Source organism: Mycoplasmopsis pullorum (genome assembly GCF_001900245.1).
Classification (GTDB): Bacteria; Bacillota_I; Bacilli_A; order Mycoplasmatales; family Metamycoplasmataceae; genus Mycoplasmopsis; species Mycoplasmopsis pullorum.
Genome location: NZ_CP017813.1, coordinates 92,411 through 113,946 on the forward strand (window position 1 = coordinate 92,411; position 21,536 = coordinate 113,946).

Annotated in this window: 18 protein-coding genes; 8 read left to right on the plus strand and 10 right to left on the minus strand. The window is 27.5% G+C overall.

Annotated elements, in window-relative coordinates; genetic code table 4:
* Positions 1–143 precede the first annotated feature (143 nt).
* From BLA55_RS00305 to topA, 7 genes are all read right to left on the minus strand, one after another.
* Positions 144–917, minus strand: coding sequence for a Nif3-like dinuclear metal center hexameric protein (locus BLA55_RS00305; protein WP_073372142.1), 774 nt, complete (start codon positions 915–917; stop codon positions 144–146).
* Positions 918–919: 2 nt separating this feature from the next.
* Positions 920–2,410 carry an RNA polymerase sigma factor gene (locus tag BLA55_RS00310; protein WP_073372143.1) on the minus strand — a complete coding sequence of 497 codons (1,491 nt, stop codon included), beginning with the start codon at positions 2,408–2,410 and terminating at the stop codon, positions 920–922.
* The gene (dnaG, locus tag BLA55_RS00315) at positions 2,403–4,478 is read right to left on the minus strand and encodes a DNA primase (RefSeq protein ID WP_073372144.1); all 2,076 of its coding nucleotides are present in this window, start codon (positions 4,476–4,478) and stop codon (positions 2,403–2,405) included. Before dnaG ends, BLA55_RS00310 begins: the two co-directional genes overlap by 8 nt.
* Positions 4,479–4,502: 24 nt before the next feature.
* Complete coding sequence (locus BLA55_RS00320; protein ID WP_073372145.1) at positions 4,503–5,840, minus strand: glycine--tRNA ligase; 1,338 nt, start codon at positions 5,838–5,840, stop codon at positions 4,503–4,505.
* A gap of 120 nt (positions 5,841–5,960) precedes the next feature.
* On the minus strand, positions 5,961–7,313 hold the full coding sequence (locus tag BLA55_RS00325) for an MAG3090 family protein (RefSeq protein WP_073372146.1): 1,353 nt from the start codon (positions 7,311–7,313) through the stop codon (positions 5,961–5,963).
* Positions 7,314–7,627: 314 nt separating this feature from the next.
* On the minus strand, positions 7,628–8,158 hold the full coding sequence (locus tag BLA55_RS00330; RefSeq protein ID WP_073372147.1) for a hypothetical protein: 531 nt from the start codon (positions 8,156–8,158) through the stop codon (positions 7,628–7,630).
* A gap of 51 nt (positions 8,159–8,209) precedes the next feature.
* Complete coding sequence (gene topA, locus BLA55_RS00335) at positions 8,210–10,063, minus strand: type I DNA topoisomerase (RefSeq protein WP_073372148.1); 1,854 nt, start codon at positions 10,061–10,063, stop codon at positions 8,210–8,212.
* Between the two features lie 333 nt (positions 10,064–10,396).
* On the opposite strand from topA, the gene BLA55_RS00340 reads away from it, so the two are divergent.
* The 5 genes from BLA55_RS00340 to BLA55_RS00360 all read left to right on the plus strand — a co-directional run bounded on the left by BLA55_RS00340 (position 10,397) and on the right by BLA55_RS00360 (position 15,549).
* On the plus strand, positions 10,397–11,770 hold the full coding sequence (locus BLA55_RS00340; RefSeq protein WP_073372149.1) for an FAD-dependent oxidoreductase: 1,374 nt from the start codon (positions 10,397–10,399) through the stop codon (positions 11,768–11,770).
* Positions 11,771–11,802: 32 nt separating this feature from the next.
* Entirely contained in the window at positions 11,803–12,780 is a 978-nt protein-coding gene (gene dhaK / locus BLA55_RS00345) for a dihydroxyacetone kinase subunit DhaK (RefSeq protein ID WP_073372150.1), read from the plus strand.
* Between the two features lie 13 nt (positions 12,781–12,793).
* Positions 12,794–13,381 carry a dihydroxyacetone kinase subunit DhaL gene (gene dhaL, locus BLA55_RS00350; RefSeq protein WP_084107609.1) on the plus strand — a complete coding sequence of 196 codons (588 nt, stop codon included), beginning with the start codon at positions 12,794–12,796 and terminating at the stop codon, positions 13,379–13,381.
* Positions 13,381–13,770 carry a dihydroxyacetone kinase phosphoryl donor subunit DhaM gene (dhaM, locus tag BLA55_RS00355; RefSeq protein WP_073372152.1) on the plus strand — a complete coding sequence of 130 codons (390 nt, stop codon included), beginning with the start codon at positions 13,381–13,383 and terminating at the stop codon, positions 13,768–13,770. Before dhaL ends, dhaM begins: the two co-directional genes overlap by 1 nt.
* 780 nt (positions 13,771–14,550) lie before the next feature.
* Entirely contained in the window at positions 14,551–15,549 is a 999-nt protein-coding gene (locus BLA55_RS00360) for a hypothetical protein (protein WP_073372153.1), read from the plus strand.
* A gap of 672 nt (positions 15,550–16,221) precedes the next feature.
* On the opposite strand, the gene BLA55_RS04480 is transcribed toward BLA55_RS00360, so the two are convergent.
* Positions 16,222–16,347, minus strand: coding sequence for a hypothetical protein (locus tag BLA55_RS04480; RefSeq protein ID WP_256373943.1), 126 nt, complete (start codon positions 16,345–16,347; stop codon positions 16,222–16,224).
* Between the two features lie 205 nt (positions 16,348–16,552).
* On the opposite strand from BLA55_RS04480, the gene BLA55_RS00370 reads away from it, so the two are divergent.
* From BLA55_RS00370 to BLA55_RS00380, 3 genes are read left to right on the plus strand one after another with little or no spacing between them, the layout of a single operon-like run.
* Entirely contained in the window at positions 16,553–17,305 is a 753-nt protein-coding gene (locus BLA55_RS00370) for a hypothetical protein (RefSeq protein ID WP_073372155.1), read from the plus strand.
* 24 nt (positions 17,306–17,329) lie between these two features.
* A complete protein-coding gene (locus tag BLA55_RS00375; RefSeq protein WP_084107611.1) occupies positions 17,330–19,138 on the plus strand; it encodes a S8 family serine peptidase in 1,809 nt (602 codons plus the stop codon).
* Between the two features lie 3 nt (positions 19,139–19,141).
* A complete protein-coding gene (locus tag BLA55_RS00380) occupies positions 19,142–19,870 on the plus strand; it encodes a hypothetical protein (RefSeq protein ID WP_073372157.1) in 729 nt (242 codons plus the stop codon).
* 84 nt (positions 19,871–19,954) lie between these two features.
* On the opposite strand, the gene BLA55_RS00385 is transcribed toward BLA55_RS00380, so the two are convergent.
* Both BLA55_RS00385 and BLA55_RS00390 read right to left on the minus strand, forming a co-directional pair.
* The gene (locus BLA55_RS00385) at positions 19,955–20,365 is read right to left on the minus strand and encodes a hypothetical protein (protein ID WP_073372158.1); all 411 of its coding nucleotides are present in this window, start codon (positions 20,363–20,365) and stop codon (positions 19,955–19,957) included.
* A gap of 91 nt (positions 20,366–20,456) precedes the next feature.
* A complete protein-coding gene (locus tag BLA55_RS00390; RefSeq protein WP_073372159.1) occupies positions 20,457–21,518 on the minus strand; it encodes a hypothetical protein in 1,062 nt (353 codons plus the stop codon).
* Positions 21,519–21,536: the final 18 nt, after the last annotated feature.

The following is a 21,536-nucleotide window of genomic DNA, read 5'->3' on the forward strand; positions in this document are numbered from 1 at the left end:
CTTTTAAGCTTTTTTAGAGCTTATCATTGTTATATAACAATGATAACAAAAAAGCTCACATACGCTTAGGAGACTTTCAAGAAATAAAAATTGACCAAAATCACTGTTTTACAACAGTTTTGGTCAATTTGTATTTTTTCTTATTAAGAGATATTTTTATATGGTACTGCTAAATTCATGAAATTTAGATTAATTTCAGGAAATTTAGATCTAAGTTGTTCATAGACATCTCAAACAAAAACTTGTTCATCTAAATGTGGTACTTCTAGCACTTTTGCACCAATTTGATCGTAATTAATTCAGTCACTTCATTTGATATCGCTGGTAATAATTAAGTCGTAATTTAGTCTTGAAAAATTGTTAACTTCAGTAATGTAACCACTACCACTTAAGATACCAATTCTGCTTAAATTCATTTCTAAATCACTCACGTTTGTACGAAAATCACTCAGTAATAAATCGGTTTTTAATTTTTGAATTAAATCGTTAAATTTAATATTATATGATACCGAAACAGGATATCCAAAATCCTTGTAGGTCACGTTGTTTTGCATTCCTAGATAACGTGCAATTTGATAACTAGTACCATAAGCATCATTATCATAATTTGTGTGAAAACCAATTACATTGATTCTTTTTTCTTTAATAATTTGAATCATTTCTTTTTTATAAGGAGCTTTTAACAGTTCTAATTCACGTGTTTTTTCGAATAAAAAAGGATGATGTGTGATGATTAAATTACAGTTTAATTCGATTGCTTTTTTTAAAACTTCTTTAGTTAAATCAATTGCAATCATAACACCAGTTAATTTTTCTGAAAGACGAAATTTGATTGCTCAGCCGGTCGGATCTCAAATTTCAGCATTTGAAAGTGGATATTTATTAAGTAAATAATCAGTAATTTTTTTAATTTGCATTATTAATTTTTAAGAAAGTCCCTCAATAATTTACCATCTTTGGTGTTTTTAATTTTTCTTAATATTTTGTTTTCGATTTGACGAATTCTTTCTTTTGAAACACCACCACGTTCTTTAGCTAATTCTTCGAAACTGTGTACACGGTATTTTTCACCATCTTCATTAACTCCGACACCGTAACGCTTACGAATTAATTCTTTTTCTTCTGGTTCTAAGTGATTTTCGATTAATTCGTCTAAAAATTCAGAAAGTTGTTCCTGTGAAGCGTAATCAACAGGGTTTGGTACACTTTCATCCTTAACAAAGTCACTAAATGATGAATCATTTTCTTTACCAATTTGTTTATCTAGTGAGATAGGATCGATGTTAATTTTTCTAATGTATCTAACTTTTTCAGCGTTATAATCTTTTCCAAATTTTTTAGCAATTTCTTCATCGCTTGGTTCTCTACCAAGTTCTTGTTGTAATTCACGTTCATATCTTGTGATTTTATTAATAGTTTCAACCATGTGGACAGGAACACGAATTGTTCTAGCTTGGTCTGCTACTGCACGAGTAATTGCTTGTCTAATTCATCAAGTTGCATAAGTTGAAAACTTAAATCCTTTATCAACGTTATATTTTTGGACAGCTTTTAAAATACCTGCATTACCTTCAGAAATTAAGTCGATAAATGATAGTCCACGATTTTTGTATTTTTTAGCATTATTAATAACTAAACGCAAGTTACGTTTGATTAATTTATCACGTGCTCTTTTTCCTCTGAAACCACCTTTGTTCATCATTTTAGCAAGTTCGTTTTCTTCTTCGGGTTTTAATAATTCACCATATTTACCGATTCAACGCATGTATCATTTAACAATATCATTAGTTTCGGTAAGTTTGTTATTAAGATTTTTAAGTTTTTGGTGGTTGTTTTCTTCTAAGTCAATATCTTCATCAATTAGAGCGTTTAAGTCTAAGTTTTCTAAATTAGTTTCTTCATCTAAGTCTTCAAGATCGTCTAAAGATTCATCTTCGCTATCATCTTCATCGTCTTCTTCATCTTCATCATCGTCCTTATCATTTTCTTCATCAGACTCTTCTTCATCTTCATCATCGAAAAAGTCTTCATCTTCGTTAAAATCATCTTCTAAATCTTCTAAGTCATCAAAAACGTCAGAATCTAAGTCTTCATCAGAAAAATCCTTAAAGTTTTCTTCATCTTCTTCATCATCAGCTGAGATTTCTTTTTTAATTTTGTTTTTTTCTTTTTCAGAAACACCTTCAAAATCGTCAAAAGAAACATCATTTTCATCACCATCATCTACATGATCTTCAACAATTCCAATTTCCATTAATTCTTGCAATAATTCATCAGCGACATCTTCATCTTCGATAAATAGATTTTTAGATTCTAAAAAGTTATAGACTTCTTCTTGTGATAAATGTTCTTTTTTTAATGATTTTCTATATCTATCAATCGCGTTTATTATATTTTCGTGTTTACTCATTTCGCTCCTTTTTTAGTTTTGTTTTTAATAATAAGTTTTTTATATATGTTTTTTGTTTGTCTTTTAAATCGTTTTCGTCTTTTATAAGGTGAGTTTTATGTAAAATCATTAACTTTAAGAAATTATAATCAAATAGTCATAAATCACTATCATATTCAGTTGAGAAAACAAAGTCGTTTGATAATTGTTCTTGATCGTTGTATTTGTTGAGATTTTCGGCAATTCAAGTAGTCGCAGAATTTTCTAATTCAGAACTAAATTGATTTAAAAAGTCATTTGCAGTTCTTAGGATTGTATAGTATTTCGTGCTTGATCACTCCGTCTCAGATCAAACAAGTTTTTTTAATTCGTCAATTGAAACGGTTGTATCATTAGCATAGACATAAATTTCATTTAAGATTCATTTTAAAAACTGAGGTTCGAATTTTTTAAATTCTTCAAAAGAATGAACTAAATCAAAATTCTGATTTTTTTCAACTATTTTTTTAAGTTCAAAAAAGAATTGGTAAGTTTTAAAATAACGGAGCGAATTCAAAATAACATAAAAATCGAATTCCGCGTTTCTTTCACTAACAAAATACTTGAAAAAATCTTTGTTATGAAATAAATTCATCAAAATCAAAATTGAACAGTCCCTACCTCACAAGAGATCAGTACCTTTAATGACCACTTTTTTGGTGGTATGAGAACTATAATGTGAGGGACTATTTGGGATTATTTGTTCATTTATGATTTTATTATATTGGTTGTCCACATCTTCGGAATATGAATAATCATAGTCATTTGAGTCAGAATAATATCCGTAAGTTTCCCCAGGGACAACTGACTTGATTTTCAGATGGAAACCGTAATTATTAAAGAATTTATTTGAATAAAATTCTTGAATTTGTTGATTTTCGTTCTCTAAAAACGGTGCAAATTCAGCATTGAATTCTTTAAAATCTTCAAAACTTGAGTTATTTGATAGATTGTAGAATTTGACTAATCATGCATAAATATAGTCAATTGCACCAACTTTTTTATTTTCAATAAGGTTAATTAATTGGTCTTTTCCGTATTTATTAAGTATTTCATCCGGATCTTTTGAAAAGGTATTGTGAATAACATAGGTTTTTATTTTATTTTTAAGTAGAGCTAAAATTGATTTTTTAGTAGCTTGTAAACCAGCACTATCATTGTCTAAAAATAAAATCGCTTCGTTACCTTTTATGAGGTTGATTTGATCTTGTGTCAAAGCTGTCCCCATTAGGGCCACGACGTTATGATAACCAATTGAATCAATTGCGATAACGTCCATAAATCCTTCGGTTAGATACACCTTTTTTTGTGCTTTGATTTCGTCTTTAGCGTTATGAAAGTTGTATAAAATTTTGGATTTATTAAAAATTTGACTTTCGATTGAATTGATATATTTTGGTTTTTCGTCTTTTTCAAGTGTCCGAGCACTAAATCCGACTATTTGACCATATTCATTACAAATTCCGAAACTTAAACGATTACGAAAAATAGGATATAGGTCAGAGTTTAATAAACCAGCTTGATGAAGTTTGAATTTTTCGTATTTTAATTCTTCACCAAATTTTAAAATTGCATCATTAGTAATAAATCCAATGTTGAATTTTTCACGTACTTGATTTGACAAACGACGAAAGTTACAGTAATCTAGTGCTTTTTGGTTAGTTAATAAAGAAGCTTTAAAATAAGCATTAAAATCGGACAAAATTTGAATGCTCTCTTGTTGTGATTCACTCAGTTTTGGTTCCTTATTAAAACGATTAAAGTCAAGGTGGATACCTTGACGTTGAGCTAGATTTTGAATAGCTTCTAAATAGTTGTAACCTTTTTTAAGCATCAAGTAACGAACAACATTACCAGCTTTATTACAACTAAAACACTTAAAAATTCTCTTTTCTGGCGAAACGCTCATACTTGGATTTGAGTCAGAGTGAAACGGACACAAACCAATGTAATCTTTACCTTTTTTTGTAAGAGAAACCTCTTCACCAATTACATCGACAATATCAGTACTATCAATAATTTGAGAAAAATCCATTTGTTGAGTGCTCATTTATTACCTTCAATTATTTTAAATCTAAATTAATTTGTGTAATTCATCAATTGAAATTCTAATTTGTTCCATTGTGTCCCGGTTTCGAACTGTTACACAATTATCATCAAGTGAATCGTAGTCAATTGTTAAACAATAATAGGTACCAATTGCATCTTGACGTCTGTATCTTTTACCAATTGAACCAGCTTCATCGTAGGTAAAACTTTGGTTCAATTTTTTTAATTGATTAATTACTTCACTTGCTTTATCATTGAGTTTTTTGACCAATGGTAAAACAGCAAATTTATATGGAGCAATATCTTTTGCTAATTTTAAAACAATACGCTCATCATTTTCTAATTGTTCTTCATTGTATGCATCAGCTAAAACGGCAAGCATCATTCTATCTAATCCCATGCTTGGTTCAATAACTCATGGGATAATTTTTTTATTGTCACTTGGATCTAAATATTCTAAAGATTCCCCAGTGGCCTGCATGTGTGATTTTAAATCAAAATCACTTCTGTTGGCAACACCAAGCAATTCCCCTCATCCGAATGGAAAGTTAAATTCGATGTCACTTGTCCCTTTTGAGTAGTGAGCTAATTCTTCGTCGTCATGTTTACGAATTCTTAAACTTTTTTCTTTAATACCTAATTCTAAGGCGAATTTGTAACATTTGTCAATGTAGTAGTTAAAAATTGAATCAGCTTGTTCAGGCTGAGTAAACACTTCTAATTCCATTTGTTCAAATTCGCGAGTTCTAAAAATAAAGTTCCCCGGTGTGACTTCGTTACGAAAACTTTTTCCAACTTGACCAATCCCAAGAGGTAGTTTTGCACGCATAGTGCGTTGAACGTTTTTAAAGTTAACAAAGATACCTTGTGCAGTTTCAGGACGTAAGTAAACAGTCGCTTTAGTATCTTCAGTTACACCTTGCTTAGTTTCAAACATTAAGTTAAATTTACGAATTTCTGATCATTGAGCTTTTGAGTTTTCGTATTCTAAAAGATTTTCATTTAAAAAATCTCTCATTTGTTCAAAAGTCATTTTTTCAGGAATTAAGTTTGGATCAATTTCTTGAATTAATTTATCAGCACGGTATCTTTTACCGTTAACTTTGTTTTCAATAAGTGGATCGCTAAAATTTGCAACGTGTCCACTAGTTACTCACACTTGTGGATTCATTAAAATTTTCGAGTCAATTAAATAATTATTCGCTTCGTTAAAAATAAAGTTTTCTTTTCATTTTTTTTCGATGTTGTCTTTCAAAAGAGCACCAAGAGGACCATAGTCTCAAGTGTTAGCTAGTCCTCCGTAAATTTCACTACCTTGAAAAACAAAACCGCTATTTTTGAGATGATTTACTAATTTTTGCATATATTTTATTTCCTTAAATATACCATTTATTTTATATTATGTTATTAAAAAGATAAACAAATTTTCACATTTATTTCATGTTCAAAATGAAAATAAAAACCACTTTTGTGGTTTTGTGTTTTATTTACTTAAATGGATACCTACGTAAATTAATAGACCAATAAGAACTAATGCTGAAATTAACAATAAAGGAGATAAAATTCATCATAAGATTGAAGATACTTTTGAACTTTCTCTTATAACTTCTTTTTCAACAATTACTTCTTTACCTGATTCTAAGATAACTACTTTTTGTTTTCTTAATTTAGCACTTTTATCAACTGAATATTTGTATTTGTCTTTTTCTACGAAACCAACATGTTGTTGATTTAAGTGGACGAATGATGTACCTTCAGCAACTGAAACATTGTCTTTTGTGAAGTTGTCACGGAAGTATGCTTTAGTTGTTGGTGTGTTTTTAGCATTTTCATCTAATTCTAATTTTTCGATTAATGCTAATGATCTAGCTTTTAAGTTTGACAATAATGTTTCGATTGTACGTTTTTGAGTTTCGTGATTTTTTGATAATGATTTTTGTAGTTTTGAGTAGTGAATATTTACTGTGTTAATGTTAGCTTTAATTTCTGCTAAGTCTTCGTTGTTTGTTTTTGAGTTTGTTAAGTTGTCTGAAATTTCTTGAATTTTTTCTGAGTATAAAGCTAAGGCATCAATTTGATCACTTAATTCATAGTTAGCAACGTTGTGGTAATCAACTTTAACTTCATTGTCGCCTTCTTTTTCAACGTAAACAATTTTTTCAACAATTTTTTCAACTTCAACAACTTCAGGTTCTTTTTCGACAACTTCAACAGGTTGTTGATTTTCTTTCATTACTTCAGCTTGTAATTCAGCTAATCTTTTTAGCAATTCGCTTTTATCTGATGATGTATCGTTTAATTTGTCATTTAATTCTTGAATTTCTTTTGAGTAGTCTTTTGAAGATTTAGAAAGTAATAATAAGATTTCTGAAATTCTAGCTTTTAATTCAGCAATTTCGATATCTTTTTTACTTTTTCTAACAGGTCTTTTAATATCTTCAACAGGGAAGTATTTTTCAGGATCTTTTAATAATTTGAAATCTTGAATTCTTGCTACTCTTCTTTTTTCTTCATTTTCATCACGTTTTCATGTTGAAGGATTAATGTGGAATTCTCTACATGTATCTTCAAATGAAATAGCACCATCGAAATTATCTACTACAACTTCGTGTTCAAATTCACCGTTTTCTTCTCTACCTGAAATAACTTGTCCAGCTCAAATTTGCTTGTCATTTTGGAATCAGTACACACATTCTAGGTGTAAAGATAAATATCAGTCTGTAGCTTCTTGTCTAGTTTTGAATAAAGCTAAAGCTGACTTAACTTTTGGATGCTTAAGTGCTCATGGATATTCTTTGTTTTCATTTGGTCTATATAAACATTGTAAACGTTTCATAACGCTCCTTATATCAGTTATCTATTAATACAATTTTATTATATAGTATTTTTGTATTTTTAGCATTATTTTATAGTATTAAAAGTCATTTTTAACCTTAGTATTTTTTTAGGAAATGTTTTTTTGACCAAAACAACTATAAAATAGGACTTTTTATAAAAAATAATATGAAAATTAAATATTCATTTTTTCCAGTTTTTTGCTTATAAGAAACGTTTTAAATAGTAATTTTGTTGAAATCAAATTTATATTTAGAATCATATCTGATTAATTATTACATTTAAAAAAGATAAAAAAACGCAAATTGATTGCGTTTAAATATCTTTTTGCTCCTGTACGATTGCACTTAATTGTAAATCTTTTGGACATAAAATTAATTTTCGATCGTTACTAAAGTTAACGTATGAAAGTCCTGGATAAGTACGAATGTATTGTTTTTTGTTAAGTGTTTCAATAGTAATTAAAGGTAAATTTTGAACTTGTCTATCTTCTTTAACGTCTTCAAAATTAACATATGGATAAATTTCACAAGATGCTTTAATTATAATTTCATTTGCAAAAATTTCTTTTTCTTGATCGTTAAAGAATTCAGTGATGAATTTATATGTTTTTTCAATAAAAACTGACTTTTCTTCATCATTCATTTGATTATAATCGTCAGATTTTTCAAAGATTTTTTTAATGATTTCGGTGCAAGTTTCGAGTGATTCAAGTCCATTACGTTGTTCACGAATCATAATTCTTAAGAATTCGTTAATCGCGATTAATTCAGTCACAACTCCAAAAACGTATGAATATTGTGTGTCACAAATATTGCATTTTGCTTCGACTAATTTAGCAGCCATAGATTTGTCTCCTTATTTTTGAATTATATAAAAAAAGTGTAGTAAACTACACTATTTCTTCTTTTCTTTTGGTGCGTTTGGAATAATTTCTTTGGTTTCTAAATTGATTCCGGCAGCAAACTTACATTTTGGAAAATTAAGACAACCGACAAATTTTTGTCCTTTTTTATTATTTCTAATTACCAAAACACCTTTGTCAAAAGGACATGGTTCTTCTAATTGCTCTAAAGCATATGCAGTTTTTTCCATAGTGTCTTTTGCTTTATCAAAAACGTTGTTAAAATCATCCCAAAAACTCTGCATTACAGTGTTTTTCTCAATTTGATTTTCAGCAATTAAATCTAATTCTTCTTCGACTTTTGCAGTATATGATTCATTAATAATATCACTAAATGAACTGGTTAATTTATCTAATACATCAATTCCGAATTGAGTTGGTTTTAAGGTTGAATTTTCATTAACAACATATAAACGATCTTTGATATTTTTTACTGTAGTAGCAAAGGTCGAAGGACGACCGACTTTAATATTATCTAAAGCTTCAATCAGTGCACCCTCGCTATAACGTGGAGCTGGTTTAGTTTCATGGTCACTAAAGATAAATTCTTCAACTGGTACCACTTGATTTAATTCATAATTTGGATCAGGTAAATCTGGCTCGTATCCAGTTACAACATAGTATCCATCAAATTTAACACTCGAGAATGAATTTCTAAATGTGTATTCACCATTTAAGTATGTGTACTGTTTAGAAATACGAATTGGTTGAGTAATTAATGACATCAAAGTATTTTCGTAGATTAATTTATAAACCGTATATTCATTATTTGACATTTGAGGATAGGTTTTACGTGCTAATTCTGGGGTTAATGTTACATCGGTAGGTCTAATAGCCTCGTGAGCATCTTGGTCCCCAGAGAATCCTTTAACATTGTCCGCAACATAAGCGTCCCCTCATTTGTTTTTAATGTACCCCTGTGCTTGGTCCACAAAGGTTTGACTTAAACGAGTTGAGTCGGTTCTTGGATATGAAATCAATCCACCTTCACCGTATCCCTCGTAAAGTTTTTGAGCAGCTGATTGAGTCGAAGTTGAACTCAAGGGACTACGACGATAAAGCACAGCTTGCTTAAATGGAGTCATTGCTTGGACTTTACGTTCAGTCACTTTAATATCACTAACTAATAAATCCTTTGATGCTTGTTCAAAGTATTTTTTGATTTCATTGATTTGATCAGGAAAGATTCATTCCTTACGATCGCTTGGATTTTGAGCATTAAAATAATCAGCAAAAATTAAATCGTTAATTTTAGCTGTTAGTTTGAAGTATTTTTCGGGAATAAAAGCTAAAATTTCACGTTCACGATCCACTACCAACTTCAGTGCGATTGATTGTACACGTCCCGCACTTGGGGTAGTTGGGGCATTTGAAATTTTAGTTTTAATTAATTGACTTAATCTAAAACCGATAATACGATCAAGCATACGACGTGCTTTTTGAGCATTTACTAAATTTTCATCCAATGTAGTTGGATGCTCAAAAGCCTTTAAAATAGCATCTTTAGTAATTTCGTTGTATTTTACACGTGAATATTTATCATTTAATTTTAAATAATCGACTAAATGTTCCCCAATAGCTTCCCCCTCGCGGTCGGGATCAGTTGCAATGTAAACTCACTCTGCATCTTTAGATAAAGATTTAAGCTTCTTTACAATTTCACGGCGATCGGGTTCGATTGAATATGATGGTTCTCAATTTTCGATGTCAATCCCAAGACCAAACAAACCGCTAGTTTTTAATTTTGCGATATGTCCAATGCTTGCTTCAACATCGTAATCTGCACCTAAATATTTTTGAATTGTCTCCACTTTATTAGGTGACTCAACTATAACTAATTTTCGCATATAGTAAAATTTACCATATTTTTTATTAATTTGAAAAGTTTTAGCTTTTATTATATGCAAGGAGTTTTTAAATAAAAATACTAAGAACAAGTTTGTCAAGTTAAAAAACATTCAGAATTAGAATTTGTATTTTGATCTAAATTTAGAAATTTTAGTTAACATTTGAGTCTAAATCCTATATTCATATATATGAGAAAAAAAAGAATGTGGAAAAAACTGAAACTTTATTTCATAAATGTGAAAAAAATTTCAAAAACTAGTTAATCCAGTTTTTTAAATTAAAATTATTATGATTAAACTAAATAAATAACATGTAAAGAAAGGAAAGTTATTATGAGAATTTTAGTAGTTGGAGCCAACCACGCTGGGACATCTTTTTTAAGAACTTTAAAAACAGTTAATCCTAATGCTGAAGTTGTAGCTTACGATCGTAATACAAATACATCATTTTTAGGATGTGGAATTGCGATTTGAGTAGGTGGATTATTTAAAGATCCAAGTTGTTTATTCTACTCATCTCCAGAAATTTTAAGAGAAAAATATGGTGTTGATTTAAAAATCAATCACGAAATTTTAAATATTGATCGTGCTAAAAAAGAAGTTTTAGTTAAAGATCTTGAATCTGGTAAAGAATTTGTAGACACATATGACAAATTAGTTTTTGCTGGTGGAACATGACCAATTGAACCTAATATTAAAGGTAAAGAATACAAAAATATTATGCTTTCAAAATTATTCCAACACGCAGAAGCGATTGTTGAAAAAGCAAATGATCCAAAAGTTAAAAACATCGTTGTTGTTGGTGCTGGATACATTGGTGTTGAATTAGTTGAAGCATTCCATCAAAAAGGTAAAAAAGTTACTTTAGTGGATTTACAAGACCGTGTGGTACCAAATTACTTTGACGTTGAGTTTACCTCTGAGATGGAAGAAAGAATGAAACGTGATGGTGTACAACTTCAATTGAATGAAAAAGTTGTTGAATTCAAATCTAAAGATGGTGAACACGTTTCTTCTGTTGTGACCGACAAAGGGGAATATAAAGCTGATTTAGTAATTATGTGTATCGGATTTAAACCTAACACAAATGCATTGCCAGATGTTGAAAAAACTCCAAATGGTGCAATTAAAGTTGATGAATTCCAACGTTCAATTAGCGACCAAAACATCTATGCAATAGGTGATTCATGTGCAATGAAAAACTGTGTTAAAAATGATTATGAACACACTGCATTAGCAACAAACGCAGTTAAGTCAGGTCTTGTTGCCGCTTTACATTTAGCTGGTGCGAATGTACCATTCCCTGGTGTAGCTGGGACAAATGCAATTAATGTTTTTGATTGTCACTATGCTTCAACAGGATTCACAAAAGCTGTTGCGGTTAAAAATGGTTTTGATGCGGACAATATTGGGGAAGAATATTGAATCGACAATGACCGTTGTGAATTTATGCAAGATGCATCAAAAGTAGCTTGCAAGATTGTTTATGATAAAACAACTTTAAGATTACTTGGTGTACAAATCGGTTCATGAGGTAAAGATATTCACGTTGAAACAATTTACATGTTTGCTCTAGCAATTCAAAAACAAATGACATTACCAGAAATTGCTTTAACCGACGTGTTCTTCTTACCACACTTTAACAAACCATTTAACTTCTTCTTAATGCCAATGTTAAATGCATTAGGAATCAAATATAAAGCTTAATCAATAGAATAAAAAAAGGAAAAAGGTAAATTATGAAAAAATTATTAAATAATGTTGAAAACGTTGTGAGCGAAATGCTTAAAGGAGTGGAATATGCAAATCCACGTGTATACAAAGTAGAAGACTTTAATGTTATTGCTCGTAAAGAAAAAAGTAAAAAAGTTGCTTTAGTTTCAGGTGGTGGTGCAGGTCACGAACCTGCTCATGCTGGTTTTGTTGGTAAAGGTATGTTAGATGCTGCTGTGTCTGGTGAAGTGTTTACATCACCAACCCCAGATCAAGTTTTAAAAGCAATTCAAGTCAGCGATAATGGAGAAGGTGTACTTTTAATTATCAAAAACTACACCGGGGACGTTATGAACTTCGAAATGGCAAAAGAAATGGCCGCAATGGAAGATATTGCTGTAGAACAAGTTGTTGTTGATGATGATATTGCTGTTAAAAATAGCTTGTACACAGTTGGACGTCGTGGTGTTGCTGGGACAGTTTTAGTTCACAAAATTGCTGGAGCTGCAGCCGAAAAAGGATACACTTTAGCTCAAGTTAAATCAGTAGCTGAAAAAGTTATTACTAATGTAAAAACACTTGGAATGTCATTAGGTGGATGTACCGTTCCAGCTAGCGGAAAAGTAAGTTTCGAATTAGCTGGGGACGAAATCGAAATGGGATTAGGAATCCACGGAGAACCTGGTACACACCGTGAAAAACTCCAAAGTGCACATGAACATGTTAAATACATGCTTACTGAATTATTAAAAGAATCAGAAATTAAAGACGAAGAAGTAGTTGTTTTAGTCAATGGACTTGGTGCTACAACATTAATGGAATTAAATATTATTAATAAAGAAGTCAATGAACAATTACAAGCTCACGGTGTAAAAATCTACCGTTCATTAGTTGGAAACTACATGACTTCACTTGAAATGCCAGGTTTCTCAATTTCAATTCTTAAGTTAGATCAAGAAACTAAAGAATTATTTGACGAACCAACATTCACAACATTATTTTAATTAAAAGGATATGATGGAAAATTCAACTGTATTAACTTATTTGGATAAAATTGCAACCAAATTAATTGCAAATTCTGAAGAATTAACTGAGTTAGATCGTTTAATTGGTGATGGTGACCACGGAATTAATATTAAACGTGGATTTGCAAATATTCAAGAACAATTAGGTGCTTGAAAAGATGCAAATGTAAGTACTATTTTCAAAAATTGTGCAATGATTTTAATGTCAAAAGTTGGTGGTTCTTCTGGTCCATTACTTGCGAGTGCTTTTTTAGGAATGTCTAAAGTTGACAATCTTAACCAAATGCTACTTGCTGCATCAGAGGGAATCAAAGCACGTGGAAAAGCGGTCGTAGGCGAAAAGACTATGCTGGACATTATTGAACCAGCAAGTATTGAATATGATCGTGTATTCAAAGAAAGTCAAAATCACAAAGACGCAATGACTGCTGCTTTAGCTGTTGCGAAAATTCAACTTGATAAAAGTAAAGATTTAATTGCAACTAAAGGACGTGCTAGTTATCTTGGTGAGCGTAGTAAAGGAACAACTGATCCTGGATCGCTCACTATGTACTTAATTTTAGAAACTCTTGCAGAATAATGATTAATTTTGTAGTTGTTAGTCATAATAAAAAATTAGCACAAGAAGCGATTAATCTTGCAAAATCAATGCAAATGTTTGAATTTGAAATTCTTAATGCAGGTGGTTTACAAGATAGCGAAGAATATGGTACCGATGCAACAATTATCATGGACAAAATCCAAGAATTAGCTCCTAAAGGAGATGTCATAGTTTTTTGTGAACTAGGAAGTTCATTAATGAACACTCAAATGGCAATTGAAATGCTTGCACTTGATAACGTATTTCTTGCTAATGGACCACTAGTTGAAGGTTTAATTGTTGCAGTATCTTCAAATAATCCAAATAGTTCAGTTTCAAGTATATTAGATGAAATTAGTTTATTAAGAACATTTGATAAAGTTATTTAACTTTAAACACACGTATATCAAAGTGCGTGTGTTTTTGTTTTTTTATTATGAAACGAAATTTCATATTATTATCATTTTTGATGGAAAAGTAATGGTTTTTTCATTTATTTTTCATAAATTTATTTCTAAAAGATAAAACTATTCATTTTTTGAAAAATATTTAGTTAAAGAAATAAAATTAAAATGAAAGGAGAATTGTTTTAATATAAAAATAAAACTCAATAAAAGGAGTCAAATATGACAAAAAAATTTTTTAAACATATATTAACTGGTTTATTTTTAAGTATACCCCTCTCAGACTTTAATAAATCAGAAATAGCATTTGCTAATACTAAAGGAAAGGATTAAAATGAAGCAAAAAAACTTATATATTTATGAATAACTCAAAGTTTAAATGTTTTATTTTGTGTTTTTCTTCTGATATTAATTGTTTTATGATCACGAGAGCGATTCTTCTTTTTTAGCAAATATAACGGAACTCTATATTATCATTTAGATTTTTATTTAATACATTCATTCTTATTAGTTTCTATATTTTTTATTTTTGGTCATAAAATTTTTATTCTTTCTAAATATTGAAAAAATAAGATTAAAGACGATTTTTGAACTTGATTTTTAATAATAGTACCTTTTTTAGATTTATTCATTCTAAAAAAAGATCCGAATTTAAATACTATAAATAATGATAGTTTTTCAAATGCTAAATTCAGAGGATTCTTGTTTTGATTATTACCGCTAATTAGCTTAATTTTGATTTATATTTGTTTTTCAATTAATTCTATGGCCTATAGTTTTGAACGGACTCCTTATTTAAATGTAAGTAATTCATTAGAAGCAGAAGCTAAAGAAATTACATGAATACCTTGAGATGGTTTTTTCGATTTTACACTTCCAAATTTAAGTTTAGATATTTATAAAACAATACCACAATATATTATTTGTTTGTTATGCTCAGTATTAATTAATCTTACTTTTTGAAACTTAATTAAACCAATTTTTAGACTTGATTTTAAACTTTGAAAAAAAACACAAATAGAAAACACAAATACTAAAAAATATTTCATTAATACTCAATTATTGAATTTAATGGTTTTAATTTTTGTATTACTTTTAGTATTTTTCGAAATTTTGTGAGTGCAAAGAGATCTAAAAAATTGACATGCTTTAAATTATCTACATCACTGAACATCATTTTATAAACATTTTCAATATTATCCAGAAATGTTACTTTATATAATTGATTATCGAGCATACAACATGATTACGACTTTTTTAATGGTGAGTGCTATTGCGATATATTTATTTAGATGTGTTGTTTTATACAAGTACTGACAAAAAACAACTTCAAAAAGACTTCTTAAATTTATTTTTATATTAATCCCTTTTTTAGATATGTTGTTTTTAAATATCTATTCAATAAACGATATAAATGAAAAACCTTTTAAAGATCGCAAATGAAAATTTAAGTGAATTCTGATTTTATTAGCGGTAGTAATTTCTATAAGTTTAATTTATACTTTTATGAAAATTTCGCCTTATAATTTGAAATGATGACAAGAAATAGATCCTTTCACATATAGATGATCAAGTGGAGCATACGATTTAAAATTAAATAAATTCATTCCAAATTATGATCATATTGCTATAAATATTAAAACTATTTTAGCAATATCTGGATATATTAGTTTTATAGTCGCATGATCATTAATTTATATGAGTATTTTCAGTTTATTAAAATCTGAATTCAAATTATCAACTTTAAATCAAACTAATAAATAATAAACATTTAATAATTCTAAGAAGAAACGGAACATGAAACTATTCTTTGGATAGTCGGTGTTTCGTTTTTTGTTGCAAATAAAAAGACTTTAAATAGTTAATTTTAGTATATGAAACAGAATTTCATATTTTGAGCATTTTTAATGGAAAAGTAATGGTTTTTTTCATTTATTTTTCATATTTAGATGTTTTTTATCTCTATTTTTTTATTTTCTGAAAAATAAGCATATAACTCAATAAAATTAAAGTGAGAAAGGAAAAAAGTTAATTTAATTAAGTGTGCATATTATGAAACCTTCGAAAGGAATTTGTAATGACAAAACAAAAACGTATCTATTTATTTAAAAGTTCAATATTAAGTTTTTTGGTTGTATTGTTGTTATTATTTTTATTCTTATATCAAAAAAATCAACCGTTGAATTTTTTTCAAAAATATAATATTTACACAACTAGCTACAACTATTTCTATTGAATTCACAGTTTTTTAATTGTGACGTTAGTATTTGTCTATATCAATAGATTATCGATACTTTATAAATTTTGGTCAAAACAAAATAATCAAAATTTTTTTAAAAGATTAATTTTGTTAATTCCATTTTTAGATTTATTCTTACTAAGACAAAATTTGGAATTAATAAACTCAAAACCGGATACTTATACCACTAAAAAATGTTATGAGTCTTGAGTCATGATATCATTTGCTTTTGGTGTGATTTTTGCTATATTCGCTTTATCAGTTAATGCCTTTGTTTTTGAAAAGAGAGATGTTATAGAATTTCTTAACGCTCCTGATTGCATTAATTGTGATCATTATCCAGGTTATCGATTACATAATGTAGGTTATGTAAACTTTTGAAATAATGAATTGAAGTTGAACGTCACAAAAACAATACCACAATACATTATGTTTGTTATTTCGTGAGTTTTAATTAATAAAAGTTTTTGATATCTAATTAAACCATGTGTTGATTTAAATTTTAAAACCCCGAGAAAGGATTAATTTATGAATTACACAACTAAAAAATATTTAATAAATACTTTATTTTTAAGTTTATCAATAATAATTTGTGTGATTTTATTAATGCTTTTTGAAAAATTTTGAGTACAAGACGAATTAAAAAAATGAAAAACTGCAATAGATGCTAAAGCTGTGTACCATTGAACATCATTTCCAAAACATTTTTTGTATTACCAAGAACAAATGATTTTCATAATAGATTATAGAGTTTACAATATAATCACAACTTTTTTTGTTATTAGTGCTATATCTATTTATACTTTTAGAATTATTTTATTATTCGTATATTGAAAAAAAGAATTATTGAAGAATTGAATAAAATTTATATTTTTATTATTTCCATTTTTTGAAGTCTTTTTCTTGCTAAATAAAAATAGCATTGAAAATATCAATTTAATCCCTTTTAAAAAAACTAAAAATAAAATTAAAATTATTTTGATTATAGCTTTTATCATTGTAAGTGTTATGACAATTATTATTTTGTCAATTAATTCTTATAATGATAGATATCATCCGAATATAAGTTTAAAAGAATATTATTGAATATACGGTTCAAAAAGTCTTAACTCGAAAGAATTAAAACTTAATGATAGCGAAAAAGTAGTTTTAATAAAAACGAATATAGCTATAATGCAATATTCTTTATCTTTAATTTGATGATCAATTTTTTATATCTGTATTTTAACTTCAATAAAAACTCAGTTTGTTATCTTTAATAAAAATAAACTTAAAAGTTAAATTTATATTTAAAACGAGGTAATTATGTTAAAAAAAATTTATAAATATTTAGGACTAGGAACTATATCCTGTACTCCATTCTTAATGATTGGTGCAACAAGCAATGAAATAAAAAAAGAAGAATTAAAAAAAATTTCAATTTTATTTAGAGTAAAAGATTATAACGTTGACTTTATTAATAAATCTAATATGGATCAATTTGAAACAAAACTTAATAATGAATTAAATTTAATGAACCTTAAATGAAACATTTATAGAAGTCAACTCGTAAATTATTTTTCATTAAATTTTGAAAACGTAAAAGAAAGTGATTTTCCAAAAGTTGAAAAATTTTTGAAAAAAATAAATAACGATAATTTATTAGAAGAATTTAGTTTTAATGTTTATCCAACTTTAAATAATAAAAGCGAATATTCAGTACCAATTCTGGGACCTTTTAAACTTGATGATAGCACTGACATGGATAAAAACGCTTATGTTGTTAATCCACATTTAACAAATTTTCTGTCAAATAGATTGACTTCAGGCGACAGAGATAATATAAATCTTTATAGATTCGACAAGGTTAATAGAATTAATGTCGGTGTATTTGAAGTTAGTGACAAAAATGAGTATCTAGTAAATTTTGGAGACTCTGATTATTTTTTCACTGATAAATGAAACAAAGGAGTTAATCAAGTATTTCATGTTAATAATGGAGCAGGTGCGAGAATTTCGGAACATGCAACACTGGTCGCCTCGATAATTGGTGGTAAAGGAGGTGTAAATCTTCATACAAGAATTTATAGTGATGGATATAGCGGTGAAGGTGATTTTTTTAGAAAAATAGAAAATTTAATTTTAAAAAATGATTGTTCAGTAATTAACACATCATTTGGTGCTATGTCTGAAGGTGCAACACCAGATGTTATAAAGTGATATTCAAAATATAATCCAGATTCATCATTTTTCGATTCTTTAATGATAAGAAAACCAGAAGTACTTTTTGTTACTTCGGCAGGAAATAACGGTGAAACTTGATTTAATGATTTATTAGGACATAAATTAGCTTGAAATGGTATAGTCGTAGGTTCTAATAATGAAAAAGGTGAAATTAGCAGTTTTTCAAGTCGTTCTAATTTCACAGATAGAAAAAGAGTAACACTTTTAGCAAATGGTGAAAAATATTACAAAAAACACGATGGAACTAGTTTTTCAGCTCCATTCATTAGTGGAATTTTATCTTACACACTTCAAGAATATAAAAATAAATATGACTTAGGTAAAAATAATATAATTGCTTTAGCTGCTTCAAGTACTTCAACTTATTCATTAAATAAAAATAATGAAAAATTATCTGAATATGGAGCAGGTACTTTTGATTATTCAAAACTAAAAAAATCTTTTGACTCTTTACAATATATTAAAGTAACAGATAAATGAAGTATCTCAACAATGTTTTCACATACACACTTAACCAAAGATAAGGAAATGCTTTTAAAAACAATAGAAGCTGATAAAAATGATGTTATTAGAGGTGCGATTGCTTGAGAAAGTGAATTCGTACATAAAAACAATAACAAAGAAGAAGAAAGAAAATTTCCATTCGTAAGAAATTTTGATCTAATTTTAAAAGATGATAAAGGTAATGTTCTGGCTAGTTCTGATTCAAATTTTCAAAATCTGGAATATATTAAATTCAACGTAAATAAAAAAGGTAAATATAAATGAGTATTAGTGAGAAAACAAGATTTGGATTTTCCGACATATTCTGATTTACCAACATACAAAAATTATATTTCAAGCTGAAGAACAACGGAAATAGCTTTTTCAAACACAATAGGCAAAGATTAATTTATGAAAACAACAAATATTACGAATATGTTAAATACTAATAAAAAATATTTAATTTATGTCGAAATTTTAAATACATTTTTACTACTTTTCATTTTATTGACTATTTTTTTAAAAGCATTCTTGCTGAAACTTGAACCTAAATTTGGAGAAATTAGTTCTAAACCAATTGATCCTTTTTATACTTTTGATGGAGATTTATATTTAATAATAGGTTATAAACAATATAACTTTTTGTCTACTTTTTTATATACTGGTATTTTCTGAATATTCATATTTCGAATTATTTTATTATCCAAACAATTCAAAAATATGACTTTTAAAAATCCTAAATCATGATTTTTATTAATTCCGTTTTTAGATCTTATATATTTACACAAAATAGATTTTCCAATCGAAACTAATAATAGAACAAGCAATAACTCTGAAATAAAAAAAATTACATTTTCATTATTATTATTTTCTATTCTTTTAATTGTTGTTGTCTATTTTTCAATTTATCCTACATATTCACCATGATACAGGATGGATGAAGCGGATTTTTCATATTATCTAAAAAGTCGATCATTATTTTTAAGTTATTGATCATTTACTCCTAGTATTATTTCTATAGACACCAGAATTGCTATTTTTCAATATCAATGTTTTATCATTTTATGATCATTAATTTATTTAAGTGTTTTTATCTTGATTAATTGTCAATTTAATCCTAAGAATCTAAATAACTATTAAACTAAAACAAGCACCAAAACTAATATAAATTAAAATTAGTTTTGGTGCTTGTTTTAGTTTAAGTTAGTAATATTCAAATAGGTATTATTCCTTTGATTTAACTTCGTTATTTTTTTCATATGAAAATGTCACATTCTTAGAATTAGTTATAAATTTATATTTTTTTGTTTTTAAATAATCAAATGCTTCTTTATCGAAAATTATTTCAAAATAAATATTTTCATACTTCTCTTTATTTTTGGTAATTGCTGTATTGATAGCTTTAGCGTGAAAAACACTTTTTATAAAATCTGAAATTTTCGATAAAAAATAAACATTTATATCTTTTTCAGAAAAATCTACCATTCTTATTGATATTAAAACAACATTATTCTCATTTTTTGTAGATTTAATTAACAATGCTATTTCATCCAAAATATCCAAGACCTTTTCAACTGATTTTGTAGGGATATAATGTTTTTTATATTCAATTTTATCTGTGAATTTTAGGTTCATGTTTGTTTTGTTTATTCCAATGAAAATTGCTAATCAAATAAAGAAAATAAACAATATTATTAAAACTACAATTGATAACACAACTCAAATTTTATTTAGTAAGCCGACAAAATTCTTTTATTATTTCATAAGCACTGAAAACTATTCCTGAAGCACCAAATAGTGAAACAAAAATCAACAATAATATTAGAAACATTCTATGTTGAATATATTTCTTTCTAATAGATTTGTGATTCTCAAAAGAATTGTTTTCAATTCTTAGACCATCCAAAATTTTATCGAATAAATCATTTGATAAAATATCAATTGTTGCTAATTTTTTCAATTTATATTTATTAAATAATTTTTTTTCTTCTGTTACATATGTTACATCATTTACTTCTGTTGCATTATATTTATTCACTTCACTTTTAATTTCTAATAATTTATCTATATTTTTAACCTCTTCAAGTACCTCGAGAATTTTGTTGAGTTCATTAACTTTATTTATAGTTTTTTCGTTTTCAGTTTTTTTATAGTTTTCTATTTTTTGTCTTGCAAGTTTTTTTATTTCTGAATTTAATGCAATTTTATAGGTTTCAAGTACTGAATTTAATATTAATGTATAGTGAAATTTATTTTCGGGATTTATACTTATCCATTTTTCGATATTTTTACTACTTAAATGATTATTATTGTCTAAATTAAGAAAATGTATTTTTTCATAATATTCTTTCATTTCATTATCGTTATAATTCGTTTTTACAAATCCATTAGGAGAAAGACTATATTCTAATAAATTCTCTATAACATCGTCATTTATAGATTCATATTTTTCATCAAGTTCATATTTTTCAATTTTTGTAAAATATTCTTTAGCAAAATTTGTATCTATTTTTATTTCAGAATACTTTTTTCCTTCAAATAAATAATCGATTATTTCGCTATGTGTATCCTGATTTAAAAAGTAATAATATTTTTTTTCGATACTTTCCGAATTATTAGAACCTTCGTTTTTATTTTTACATGATAAATATAAAAGGCATAAAATGAACACAAAAAGTCTTGTTTTAAACGAAATTTCTTTATTATATTTTTTGACATATATATCATCAATAGAAGTTATAGTCTTTTTGATAGAAAAAAAATTATTTTCTGCTGTTGTTTCGCTCATAATAAACCCCTATAATTT